We start from the raw sequence: 12,266 nt of genomic DNA, 5'->3' as shown, positions 1-12,266 counted from the left end.
GTGAGTAGTCTGGTACGACAGAACGGGTTTTTCCCGCCCACGCGGCTGAAGGGCTGTCCATGGAATCAAAGCGAAACAGCACGGTTGACGACACCCCCGCCCATCGGCAGGGATTCTCTGCTGTGCCCGCATCCGGAACTGGCCTCAACGGCCACAAGGCAAAAGTCATGGACCCCGAACGTTTCCACGAAGCCAGCGAGCGCATACTGAGCGCCATCAACAAGGTCATAGACGGGAAAGCGGACGCGGCCAAGCTTGCCCTCACTGTCCTGCTCGCCCAAGGGCATCTGCTGGTGGAGGACGTACCCGGCGTTGGCAAGACGCTCCTCGCCAAGACGCTGGCCCGCACCATTGACTGCACGGTCAGCCGCATCCAGTTCACACCGGACCTTCTGCCCTCCGATGTCACGGGTGTCTCCATCTACAACCAGTCCTCGAGGCTTTTCGAATTCCGGCCTGGCGCGGTATTCGCCAACATTGTCATCGGCGACGAGATCAACAGAGCGTCCGCCAAGACGCAGTCCGCCCTGCTGGAATGCATGGAGGAGCACCAGGTCACAGTCGACGGCACGTCGTACCGTTTGGCGGAGCCGTTCATGGTGGTGGCGACGCAGAACCCCATCGAGATGGAGGGCACCTACCCCCTTCCCGAAGCCCAGCGCGACCGGTTCATGGCACGGATCTCAATGGGTTACCCGGACATGGACTCCGAGATCGAGATGCTGGAAACACACCAGGCAATCTCTCCCCTGTCCAAGGTTTCGGCCGTGGTTACCGCCGCGGATGTCGCGGCCATGATCGCCACCGTCCAGCAGGTGTACGTCTCCCAGGCAATCAAGGAATACACCGTGGCGATTGGCCGGGCCACACGGGACAGCGCGAGGCTGAGGCTCGGCGCCAGCCCGCGGTCCCTCCTGCAGCTGCTGCGTGCAGCCAAGGCCACCGCGGCACTCGATGGCAGGGACTTCGTACTCCCCGACGACGTCATCACCGTTTCTGAATCCGTCCTGGCGCACCGCATCATCCTGGACCGCAAGGCGGCCAGCTCAGGAGACACTCCCCAAGGCATCATCCGCAGCATCGTCTCCGGCGTTGCCGTGAGCCCGGACGCCGTCCCGGACACACGGCGCAGGGAATCCCTCCGACATAGCGGATAGCTGGTGACCGATGGCGCTCCTAGACCGCATGCCGAGGCACATGTTTACCAGTCGCGGTTGGGGCCTGTTGGCCGCCGGCGTACTGTCCCTCCTTTTCGCCCAAATCATGGGCCGCCGCGACCTCCTCAGCCTCGGGATCCTGCTGTTTGCCCTGCCACTGCTGGCGCTGGCCGGGAACCGGCTGCTGAAGCCGCGGTTCCAGGTGTTCCGGGAATTCAATCCCGCCACGGTAGAGGCGTCGTCCGCCACCACTGTGCGCCTGGCAGTCGCCCGGACGGGGGCCGGGCCCGGCAGCGTACTGATGGAAGAACAACTTCCTCCCCGCTTCGGCCGTGCCCCCGCTTTCCGCTTCCCGGCCCGTTCGGCGTCGGGCGGCACCAGCCGCTACGAATACCACCTGCGTTCCGGCAAGCGCGGACAATTCCTGATCGGCCCGGTGACGGCCGAGTTCAGCGATCCCTTCGGCTTGTCGCTGCACCGCCAGGCCATCGACGACGGCGACATCCTCACCGTGACGCCGGCCGCCGTCGAACTTCCCGCCACGGGCCTCGCCGGGGCGAGGGGAAACGACGGCGTCACCGCCACGCGGATCAGGGCGAATCCCAGCGACGACGACGTGATGACGCGCGAGTACCGGCACGGCGACCCCATGCGCCGCGTCCACTGGGCGGCGACGGCCCGGCACGGTTCCCTCATGGTCCGCCAGGAGGAGTCGGTGACCACGCCGGAAGCCACCATCATCCTCGACCAGCGCTACTCAGCTTTCGTCTCAGGGCCCAGCGCCGTGATCGGTGGCCCAACCCCGGAAGAGCCGCTGGGGTTGCTGAGCAGCGAAAACTTTGAGTGGGTGGTCACCGCTGCCATGTCCATGTGCGCCCACCTGTCGGAAAGGAACTACACGCTCCGCTTGATGGATGCGTCCGGCGAGCCTGCCTTCGCCCATTCCCGGTCCGCCGCCGAGCCCTATGCGGAGGAGTTTTCCGGCAGCGCCGGTCTTCAGGCGATTGCAGAGTCGCTGGCGGCTATCCAGCTGGCAGCACCACACCACCATCACCTCCACCACCAGGCACCGCACGCGGAGACCGAGCACGCCGCATTTGGGGACCTCCTGATGGACAAGCTTGCTGCCCATCGCCTCCGTGGCCCGGTGCTCGCCTTGTTGGGCTCGCTGTCCCTGTCCGAAGCCAAATCGTTGGCACCCGCAGCTGGCTACGGCGCCAACGCTTTTGCCATCATCGTCACCGATTCCCTGGCTGGCACGCTCGACGGCGGCTCCGAAGTTCTGGACGCCCTGCACCAGGGCGGCTGGAAGGCCGTGGCAGTCACCCGCCGCACGCCGCTGCCCGAGGCGTGGTCCAGCTTTGACCAGGGCGGAATCCTGGCCGCTGCGAGCGCTGCCATGGACGTTCGGCGCGGGGCTGCCGTACCCGTCTATCGGAACGGGGGCATGGAATGACCACCACGCCCGTTCGAGACAGGGGATCAGGAAGCGGTCCAGGGCGGGGTTCCGCCGCGTCCGGTCCCTCCCAGAGCCCGGGCCCGGTTCGGTCAGGGTCCGGGCCGCGACGGCAGGGGCCGGGCGCCTTCCCCTGGGTCATCTCAGCAGCCATCGCTGTCGCAGTCCTGGGGACAGCACTGTCCCTCAACGGAGTATTGCGTGGCTGGGCCTGGTATCTTCCGGTGGCAACCACAGTGATCGTAGTGGCCCTGGCGCTGGCTGCGCTCCGCTGGATTGGTGCAAAGACGCTGGTGGTGAGTGCCGGCGCGATGGCAGCACTCATCCTGATCCTGACATTCACGTTCTTCAGGCAACGCAGTTTCTTTGGCCTGATCCCCACCTCGGAGACCATGGAAGAACTGCGCCGACTGATCCGCCGGGCCAGCGACACTGTGCTCTCCGAGAGCGCCCCGGTAGCTCCCAACGCGGGGATCGTCCTGGTCACCTGCGCCAGCCTGGGATTGATCGTGATCCTGGTGGATGCTTTGGCTGTTCCGCTGTCCATGCCCGCCACCAGTGGACTCGGACTCCTCGCAGTGCTGGTGGTGCCGGCAACCATCAAGCCGCAAAGCGTCGGATTGGCAGGGTTCCTGGCCACGGGTGCCGGTTATGCCATGATCCTTGCCGCGTGCCAATGGTTCGCTCCGGACTCACATGCCCAGTCCGGCCTTCCTCGCGGGACAGGGCACCTGCGGCGCACGGCAATCACGGGTGCCCTTGCCCTGGCCATCGCCGTGTTCCTGCCGCTGGCAATACCAGGATTCGACCGCGGCACCTTTCCGCAGGGCTCGCGGCTCAACCCCTGGGGTGCCTCCAACGGGCTGAATCCGATGATCACCCTGGGAAACAGCCTGCGGAACCCCACCAACGAAGGGCGGATCGTCTACACGTCCAGCTCATCCAGGCCTGTCTACCTGCGCTCCGTGACCATCGACAGGTTCGACGGCGAATCGTGGTCCCCGGACGACCGGAACTCCACCCGGCGCGTGGGGCCTGCCCGGATCACTCCGGGTTACGGAATCACAGGCGAGGTAACGCGGGACATTACCTCAGTAGACAGCGGCCAGTTCAGCAGCCCCTACCTTCCCGTTCCCTTCGCCCCGGAATCAGTCACCGGGCTCAGCGGCCAATGGACCTGGGACCCGGCGACGCTCAGCATCAAGTCGGACAGCAGTACGTCCCGCAACCAGCAGTACATTGTGTTTTCTACTGCCCCCAAGATCACGGCAGCGTCCCTCCTGCAGGCCGTCCAGGCGCCAGTGGGTGTGCCCGACGAGTTCAAGCAGGTGCCGGCGAACGTTCCGGACATCGTGCGCCGGACTGCCACCACGGTCGCGGCCGGAACCACCAACCCCTACGGCAGGGCCCTGGCAATCCAGCGCTACTTGCGCTCACCGGACTTCTCCTACTCGTTGCAGGCGCCTGTCCAAGGGGGTTACGACGGCAACGGCATGTCTGTGCTGGCGGACTTTCTGGAGCAAAAGAGCGGCTACTGTGTCCACTTCGCGTCCGCCATGGCCGTATTGGCCCGCTTGGAAGGAATTCCCAGCCGCATCGCGGTGGGTTTCGCGCCCGGACGCATGACCGGCGACGCCGTGGCGCTTGCCGGCCAAGGCTCTTTCCAGGAATACGAAGTGGACGCCCGCGATGCCCACGCCTGGCCGGAACTATACTTCGAGGGCCTCGGATGGGTGCCGTTTGAGCCAACACCGTCCCGTGGCGTGGTCCCCGACTACGCCACCGAACAGTCCGACGCTGGCAACCTGAGCACCAACCTTGACCCCAACGTCCTGCTGCCAACGGCACCGGCGACGGGTCCGGCGGTGTCTCCGCTTCCCGCTCCGGCGGCAGCCGCCGGGGGCGAAGGCGCCAACTCCAGCCCGCTGACGTTCCTCTACGGCGCTTTGGCCGTTGTGGCTGCGGTCCTGGTTGCCCTCTCGCCGCGGCTGGTCCGGTCAGGAGTCCGGGCGCGGAGGCTGCAGCAGCGCTCCTCCCCCGGCGAAGACCGGAACGCCCGCCGAGGCTTCCTGCGGCGCCGAAGATACCAGGGCCCTCCGGCCAACGCTCCGGAGCTGGCCTGGGCCGAGCTCCAGGATCTTGCCACGGATTACGGCGTTCCGCCGTCAGCCAGCGAAACCCCGCGCCGATTTTCGGCAAGGCTGCGGGGTTCCAGCGCCCTCGGCGAGCCAGAAGGAATCGACGACGCCGGCCACGCCGCCGTCGAATCCCTCACCTGGGACTTCGAGCGGCACCGCTTCGGCCGGCCACTGCGTCAGGGCGCCCAGCCGGCGGCGGACAGAATCGCAGCCGTCCGGGCATCCCTGCAAGGTAATGCCCGCTGGCTCAAGCGCATGCGCGCTGAATGGCTGCCGCCGTCGGTCACGTCCCGCTGGGGGCACATCGCGGGCTGGCCGTTCCGCCTCGTTGGACGTTCAGTGGCCGGGGCGACCCGGGCAACCGGGCGAGGGTTGCGCCGGACCGGCCAATTGCTGTTGCGGCTGGGCCGGCGCTAGGCCCTCCCGGCCCGCTTCCGCGTTACCCGGCGTTGGGGTCGGCGATGCCGATGTACTGCGTGTAGAGGTATTCCTCGATGCCTTCCAAGCCGCCTTCGCGGCCCAGGCCGGACTGCTTGACGCCGCCGAATGGTGCCGCGGCGTTGGACACGACTCCGGCGTTCAGGCCGAGCATGCCCGTTTCCAGCTTTTCGCCCATCCGGAGGCCGCGGTTCAGGTCCCGAGTGAAGACGTAGGCCACCAGCCCGAACTCGGTGTTGTTGGCCAGCCGGACAGCCTGCTCTTCCGTCGTGAAGGTGGTGATGGGCGCAACCGGACCGAAGATCTCCTCGGACAGGATCCGGGACCCCTCGTTGACGCCGGTGAGGATGGTGGGCTGGTAGAAGTAGCCCGGTCCGTCCACCGGAGCGCCGCCAACAACGGCCTTCGCGCCCGAGGCCACCGCGTCGGAAACAAGCTCGTGGACCTTGTCACGGCTCTTCGCGTCGATGAGCGGGCCAACCTTGGACTCGGGCTCGGTGCCGCGGGCGGTGGTCATCGCGGACATCTTCTCCGCGAACTTCGCCGCGAACTCCTCGGCCACAGTTTCCTGCACAATGAAGCGGTTGGCCGCGGTGCAGGCCTCGCCCATGTTGCGGAGCTTGGCGATCATGGCGCCGTTCACGGCGGCGTCCAGGTCGGCGTCTTCGAAGACCACGAACGGGGCGTTGCCGCCCAACTCCATCGAGGTCCGCAGCACCGTTTCCGAAGCATCGGACAGCAGCCGGCGGCCCACCTCGGTCGAACCGGTGAAGGACAACTTCCGGAGCCTCTGGTCCTTGATCAGCGGACCGGTGGTGGCGCCGGCAGTCGTGGTGGAAATGACGTTCAGGACACCGGCCGGCAGTCCGGCTTCCTGCATGACCTGCGCGAACAAGTGCGAGGTCAGCGGGGTCAGGTTGGCCGGCTTCAGGATCATGGTGCAGCCAGCCGCGACGGCGGGGGCGATCTTCCGGGTGGCCATGGCCAGCGGGAAGTTCCAAGGAGTGATAAGCAGGCAGGGTCCCACCGGCTTCTTCTGCACCAACAGCCTGGACTTACCGTCCGGGGACGTGGAATAGCGGCCAAAGGCACGCACGGCCTCTTCGGAGAACCAACGCAGGAACTCGGCGCCGTAGGCAACCTCGCCGCGTGCTTCGGCCAGCGGCTTGCCCATTTCCATCGTCATCAGCAGGGCGAAATCATCCGCCCGCTCGGTCACCAGTTCGAAGGCCCGCCGCAGGATCTCTCCGCGCTCACGCGGCGGTACCGCTGCCCAGGCATCCTGGGCGGCCGCGGCCGCGTCCAGCGCGGCAGCCGCATCCTCGGCCGACGCATCGGCAACGGTCAGCAGGACCTTGCCAGTGGCAGGATCCTCAACATCGAACGTCTTGCCCGATGCAGCCGACCGCCACTGCCCGTCAATGAGCAGGCCGGTGGGGACAGAAGCCAGCAGTTCGCTCTCGCGTTCAGTGGTTACAGTCACGGTGACTCCTTCGTCGTAGGCTTGGATTACTGCCACGGTAACGCCGGAATCTCGCCAGTGTCTACGCATTCACGCACTATTGGAATCGACGCTGATTGTGCGATTGCACAGTGACATTCCGCGCGATTCCGCGGGTTTTTGGGACCTTGCCCTATCTGGCCGCAAGCACTGCTGAATACAGCTCCCTCTTGCTGATCCGTGCGTCATCAGCCACGGCAGCCACGGCCTCCTTGAGCCGGACACCCTTGGCCACCAATTCGTTGACGGCCGCAACGTGGTCTTCCGGCCTGGCCGGCGCTTCCTCCGCTGCGCCGGCAACGACGACGGCAATCTCGCCCCTGACTTCGTTCTGTTCCGCCCACTGGAGGAGCTCCCTCACGGTGCCACGAAGCACTTCCTCGTAGGTCTTGGTCAGTTCACGGCACACGGCTGCACGGCGGCCCGGACCGAAACGCTCGTCCAGCGCACGGAGCATGGCCTCCAGCCGATGGGGCGCCTCGAAAAACACCATGGTCCGCCGTTCTGAGCCCAGTTCCGCGAGCCTGGCGCTGCGCTCGCCTGCCTTCCGGGGCAGGAAGCCCTCAAAACAGAACCTGTCGGTGGGCAGTCCGGAGAGCGCCAAGGCCGTGAGGACTGCGGACGGGCCCGGCACGGCGGTAACGGTCAGTCCGGCGGCCACAGCGCCTTCCACCAGCCTGAAGCCGGGGTCTGAAACAGCGGGCATTCCGGCATCACTCACCACCAGGATGGTCTTGCCCTCCCGAACCTGGTCCAGCAACTCGGAAGTCTTGCTGGCCTCGTTGTGTTCGTGGTAGCTGATGATTCGCCCGCCGACGGATACGCCAAGGGATGAGGCCAGCCGGTGGAGGCGCCGGGTGTCTTCTGCGGCCACCACATCCGCGGTCTGCAGCAGTTCCACAAGGCGCGGTGATGCATCACCAATGTTGCCGATCGGAGTGGCCGCCAGCACAATCCTTCCGGTGCCATCCGCGGCGATCGCGGGAGTACCGCCTTGACTGTCATCCCGGGTGCCGGAGCCTGGGTCGGTCACGGAGGGGTCGGCTGGAATGTTGCGCTGATCGTCCACCCACCAAGCCTACTGCCGCTGCGTTGCGCGCGACCCCGGAGGAGGCCCCGGGGCCACCGCTACGCCGTGCGCTACCCGGCACTGCCAAGGCGGCGCCAAGGTGCCACCGGTACGATGGGGCAGGTGACCCAGTCAACCGCCAGCAGCCCCACCGAGCCTGCGAACCGGCCAGACAGCCCGGTTACCGCCCCCGTCGATCCTGGCAGGGGGCGTTCCTTCGTGCCCGGGCGAGCCCCGCGGGCACGAAACCTCGAAGGGTACAACTGGCTGGTTCGAACGCCGGAAGCATTCACCCTGGAGGCACTCCAGAATCGCCTTATCGGCGGAATCCATAGTCGGCGGGACTATCCGCCGTCGCTGCGTTTGTGGTTCTGGCTGGTACCCACGCTGACCGCGGCCGTGGGCGGTGTCCTGCGCTTTGTGCGGCTGGACAATCCCCACAGCCTGGTTTTCGATGAGACGTACTACGTGAAGGACGCCTACTCCTTCCTGGTCAGCGGATACGAGCGCAGCTGGCCGGAAAAAGCCAACGACGCCTTCAATGCCGGGAACCCTGCGGTACTCCTGGACTCCGCCGAATACGTGGTCCATCCGCCCGTGGGCAAGTGGATGATCGCCTTCGGCATGTGGCTGTTCGGAGCGGACAACTCCTTTGGCTGGCGCTTCGGCGCCGCTTTGACCGGGACCCTCTCCGTCTTCCTCCTTGCGCTCATCGCCCAGAAACTGTTCCGTTCCCATATCCTGGGCGGACTGGCAGGGCTGCTCCTCGCCGTCGACGGACACCACCTGGTGATGTCCCGCACCTCACTGCTGGACATCTTCCTGATGTTTTGGCTGCTCGCCGCCTTTGGCGCCCTGCTGCTGGACCGCGACGACGGACGGCGGCGCCTGGCGCGGCGGCTCGCCAAACTCGCAGGCTCGACGACGGGCGGCCGCCTAAGCCCCGGACAGCTGTTCTCCGGGCCAAGCCTGGGCATTCGCTGGTGGCGGATCGTCGCTGGAGTCTGCCTGGGACTTGCGGCCGGGACCAAATGGTCCGCCCTGTTCTTCCTTGCAGCTTTTGGCCTCATGACCGTGCTCTGGGATCTCTCCGCCCGTCGCATCGCCGGGATCCGGAGCTGGCCCGCTGCGGCCATCCTCAAGGATGGCATTCCCGCGTTCTTTAGCATCGTCCCGGTGGCCGCAGTGGTGTACGTTTCCACGTGGACCGGTTGGTTCCTGTCGAAGGACGCGTACTACCGGCGTTGGGCCGACACCCAGCCTGCAGGGGCGTGGGATTGGGTACCCGCGCCTATCCGTTCCTTGGCGCACTACCACCTTGAGGCCTTCAAATTCCACCAGGGCCTGACGTCCGAACACCCGTATGAGGCGAGCGCGTGGAGCTGGCTTGTGATGGGCCGGCCGACGTCGTTCTACTATGCCTCACCCAAGCAAGGTGAGCCCGGCTGTTCGCTGGCGGACTGCACCTCGGCGATCCTGTCCGTGGGGAACCCTGTCATCTGGTGGTCGGCGGCAGCTTCACTTGCGGTGCTGCTGTTCTGGTGGGCCGGCCGACGGGACTGGCGCGCGGGTGCCATCCTCTGCGGCGTGGCCGCAGGTTACTTGCCTTGGTTCATGTATCCAGACCGCACGATGTTCTTCTTCTATGCGATTTCCTTTGAACCTTTCCTCATCCTCGCCCTCGTCTATTGCCTTGGCCTGGTGCTGGGCAGGCCGGACGATCCGCCGTGGAGGCGGCGATCCGGACTGTACGGCGTTGCTCTGTTCGTGGTGTTGGCGGTGGTCGTCTCGGCGTTCTTCTATCCGGTATGGACAGGCGAGATCATCGGTTACCAAGAGTGGCGAATGCGGATGTGGATGCCGTCCTGGATCTGAAAGGCGAGCAGTTTCATGAGGGAAGCGAGCACAGCACTGCTGACCGAAGCGGACCCTGCCTCCAATATCACTGATCTCCTGCGGGAGCGCGTCGAGGCGGATCCGGGGCACGTCCTGTTTATTCGCCAGGATCCAAACGGCTGGCTGAACGTGACGGGGCAGCAGTTCCTGGCCGAAGTGACTGCCTTGGCGAAAGGCCTCATCGCCAGCGGCCTCGGCTTCGGCGAGCCGGTCGCCGTCGTCTCCCGGACAAGCTATGAGTGGTCGGTGGCTGACTTCGCAGTCTGGTGGGCTGGAGGCGTAACCGTTCCTTTGGATAGGTCTTCCTCGGCTTCCCGCATCGAATGGGTCCTCGCCGACTCCGGTGCTTTGCGGGTCCTCGTGGACACGGAGCACACTGCGTCCCGCGTCAGGAAGGCCATCGACGGCGCCGCGTCCCTACCGGACGATCCCATCGCCGTCGTTCGGATGGGTTTCAGCGGTGAGGCGCCCAACTTTGCCAGCCTCGCCGGCGTCGGACGTGGCGTTGCGGACGACGAACTGGAGCGGCACCGTTCGCACGCCACTCTTTCGGAACTGGCGTCGATCGTCTACCCGGCCAGCGGGGAGCAACGGCCCAGGGGTTGTGAAATCACGCATGCCAACCTGGCCCTCGTGGCCCGGAACGCCGGGGCCTTCCTTCCTGACGTGCTGGGCGCTCCGGGGTCACGGGCGCTCCTGGCCCTGCCCGGTGCCCACGGACCCGCCAGGGCTGTTCAGCTGTCCTGCCTGGCGGCCGGGACAACTATTGGACACAGCCTGGGCGGGAACCACCTGGCCGATGAACTGGACGCCTTCAAACCGTCCATCCTGGTGGCGGATGTGGCTGCCTATGAGGGCATACTGGTTCACCTGAGCCGGGAGCTTGCTGGCACGGCAAAGGAAGGCCTCATGAGCGGGGCTGAAGCAACGGCAGCCGAATACGCCCGAGCCGAGGAAGCAGCCCACCATGGCGACGGCACAGGGGCTGGCTGGCTTCTCCGGGCACGGCACGCAGCCTACCAACGGCTGGCGTACCCGAGGGTCCGCTCAGCATTTGGGGGCCACCTCCAGCACGCGATTGCTGTCGGGGCACCTCGAACGCCCGAAGCGGCCGACTTGGAGTTCATCCTTAACGGTGCAGGCATACCGCTCATGCAGGCCTACGGCCAAACCCAGGCGACGGCCGCCTACACGGTCAACGTTCCGGGACGCCGTCGCGCCGGTTCGGCAGGGATCCCATTTCCGGGAACAACAGTGCGGGTAGCGGAGGACGGCGAAGTGCTCGTCAAGGGGGTTGGGGTCTTCCGGGGCTACCATAACAACCCTGCCGCCACTTCCGAAGCCTTCACCGACGGCTTCCACCACACCGGCGACACCGGCGTCCTGGATGCCGACGGCTTCCTCACCATCACCGGGCGCAAGGGCAGTGCCCTGCCTCGCTAGGCCGAGCGGCGCTCCACAGCTTCTGAAGACGCGTCCTTGGCATCTGTCTCTTCATCGCCGCCCTCTTGGCCGCGGACGGGAGCCAGGCCGCGGCGACGCCGGGTAGGCCAGGTCAAGATAAAGGTCACAACGGCCGCCACCACAACGAGCCCTGCGATCACAATCCCGGCGTCAACCCAGAACTGACCCGGGAAGAGTCGAATCAGCGTGTCCTCGAGGGCGAACGTCCACGTGCCGCTGGCGAAGAAAATCCGATGGAATTCTGTAAAGAACTGCTGCCAGCCCAGGAGCGCCAGCGTGGCAAGCACCGCGATCAGCACCAGGGTCACGATCGAACCCGCGAACAGACCGCGACGTATCCCGCCCTTGCTGCGGCGGGCGAGGTAGGCCATGGCAACGATGCTAAGCACGACGAGCAGAGCCCCGGCGCCCATGGCGGACAGAAACACCATCTTGACATCCGCCATGTGTGAGACCTCGGACTCGAGGAACAATTTCTCCCCGGAACGGTTCACCAGGTCACCCAGGTACCTTGGGCCGGACCAGTTGCTGAGGTAGTCCACTGTGTAGGAGCCGTACGTCATTCGGTCGTCGGTGTTGAAGCCGTAACCATCGCCGGGAAAGCCAGGTCGATTGTATTCGACCCACAGGAACAGCGGGCTGGTAACGGCCCGGACAGCCAGCACAAGGAGAATCACCGGGAAGAAGATGGCCAAGAGAACCTGGTAGATTCTCGGAGCCACAGGCTTGGCCTTCGCTGCCTGGTCCCGCTGCTCCTGCCGGCGCCGCACTTCTTCTTCGGACGGCCGGATCTGAAGGGCCGACGTCGGGTGCGGTTCAGTAGGCGTCTGTTCAGCACCTGCTGCAGCCTCGGCCGCCCTGCGATCGGCCCGGCTCTCCGGGCCTGTTGGGTTTGGCTGTGTTGGGTTGGCCGGGCGGCCTACAGAGCCGCCGTCGTCGGATTGCTGCGAACTACCGGGGGCGGGCTTCATCCAATCGAAGGCAGGTTCGTGGCCGTCTTCGTGCAGATCCAGATCCGGGTCCTTCGGTGTTGGGTTTCGTTCACTCACTGCAGCTTCACTTCCGTCGGCGTCCCGTGCCGAGTCCACCACAGGCGGCCGACACGCTTCTGTATCTTCGTTCGAGCCTACCGCCCGTCCTCGCCCCG

Annotated in this window: 8 protein-coding genes; 5 read left to right on the top strand and 3 right to left on the bottom strand. The window is 65.9% G+C overall.

The annotated features are described in order from the left end of the window. Positions 1-59 precede the first annotated feature (59 nt). Genes LD110_RS12280 through LD110_RS12270 form a run of 3 tightly spaced genes read left to right on the top strand, consistent with a single transcriptional unit; the run spans position 60 to position 5,168 of the window. Complete coding sequence (locus LD110_RS12280; protein WP_225499103.1) at positions 60-1,157, top strand: MoxR family ATPase; 1,098 nt, start codon at positions 60-62, stop codon at positions 1,155-1,157. A 10-nt stretch (positions 1,158-1,167) separates the two neighbouring features. After that, positions 1,168-2,613 (top strand): DUF58 domain-containing protein, encoded by a 1,446-nt coding sequence (locus LD110_RS12275; RefSeq protein WP_225499102.1) that lies wholly within the window; start codon positions 1,168-1,170, stop codon positions 2,611-2,613. Beyond that, a complete protein-coding gene (locus LD110_RS12270; RefSeq protein WP_225499101.1) occupies positions 2,610-5,168 on the top strand; it encodes a DUF3488 and transglutaminase-like domain-containing protein in 2,559 nt (852 codons plus the stop codon). The genes LD110_RS12275 and LD110_RS12270 overlap by 4 nt, the downstream gene beginning before the upstream one ends. A 22-nt stretch (positions 5,169-5,190) precedes the next feature. Here the strand turns inward: LD110_RS12270 and LD110_RS12265 are convergent, their stop codons facing one another. Beyond that, entirely contained in the window at positions 5,191-6,672 is a 1,482-nt protein-coding gene (locus LD110_RS12265) for an NAD-dependent succinate-semialdehyde dehydrogenase (RefSeq protein ID WP_225499100.1), read from the bottom strand. A gap of 151 nt (positions 6,673-6,823) precedes the next feature. Then, positions 6,824-7,669, bottom strand: coding sequence for a 16S rRNA (cytidine(1402)-2'-O)-methyltransferase (rsmI, locus tag LD110_RS12260; RefSeq protein WP_225499273.1), 846 nt, complete (start codon positions 7,667-7,669; stop codon positions 6,824-6,826). 204 nt (positions 7,670-7,873) lie between these two features. On the opposite strand from rsmI, the gene LD110_RS12255 reads away from it, so the two are divergent. After that, positions 7,874-9,634 (top strand): dolichyl-phosphate-mannose--protein mannosyltransferase, encoded by a 1,761-nt coding sequence (locus LD110_RS12255; RefSeq protein WP_225499099.1) that lies wholly within the window; start codon positions 7,874-7,876, stop codon positions 9,632-9,634. 15 nt (positions 9,635-9,649) lie between these two features. Further along, positions 9,650-11,098 carry an AMP-binding protein gene (locus tag LD110_RS12250; RefSeq protein WP_225499098.1) on the top strand — a complete coding sequence of 483 codons (1,449 nt, stop codon included), beginning with the start codon at positions 9,650-9,652 and terminating at the stop codon, positions 11,096-11,098. Here LD110_RS12250 and LD110_RS12245 read toward each other — a convergent pair. After that, entirely contained in the window at positions 11,095-12,168 is a 1,074-nt protein-coding gene (locus tag LD110_RS12245) for a TIGR01906 family membrane protein (protein WP_225499097.1), read from the bottom strand. The genes LD110_RS12250 and LD110_RS12245 overlap by 4 nt on opposite strands. Positions 12,169-12,266 lie beyond the last annotated feature (98 nt).

The sequence above is a fragment of the Arthrobacter sp. M4 genome (assembly GCF_020251205.1).
Lineage (GTDB): Bacteria > Actinomycetota > Actinomycetes > Actinomycetales > Micrococcaceae > Arthrobacter.
Note: the sequence above shows the minus strand (reverse complement) of the source record. Positions and strands in the feature narration are given on the sequence as shown.

Coding starts and splice junctions, on each gene's coding strand:
- LD110_RS12250 (WP_225499098.1), top strand. CDS start 9,650: ATGAGGGAAGCGAGCACAGCACTGCTGACCGAAGCGGACCCTGCCTCC.
- LD110_RS12280 (WP_225499103.1), top strand. CDS start 60: ATGGAATCAAAGCGAAACAGCACGGTTGACGACACCCCCGCCCATCGG.
- LD110_RS12270 (WP_225499101.1), top strand. CDS start 2,610: ATGACCACCACGCCCGTTCGAGACAGGGGATCAGGAAGCGGTCCAGGG.
- LD110_RS12255 (WP_225499099.1), top strand. CDS start 7,874: ATGGGGCAGGTGACCCAGTCAACCGCCAGCAGCCCCACCGAGCCTGCG.
- LD110_RS12275 (WP_225499102.1), top strand. CDS start 1,168: ATGGCGCTCCTAGACCGCATGCCGAGGCACATGTTTACCAGTCGCGGT.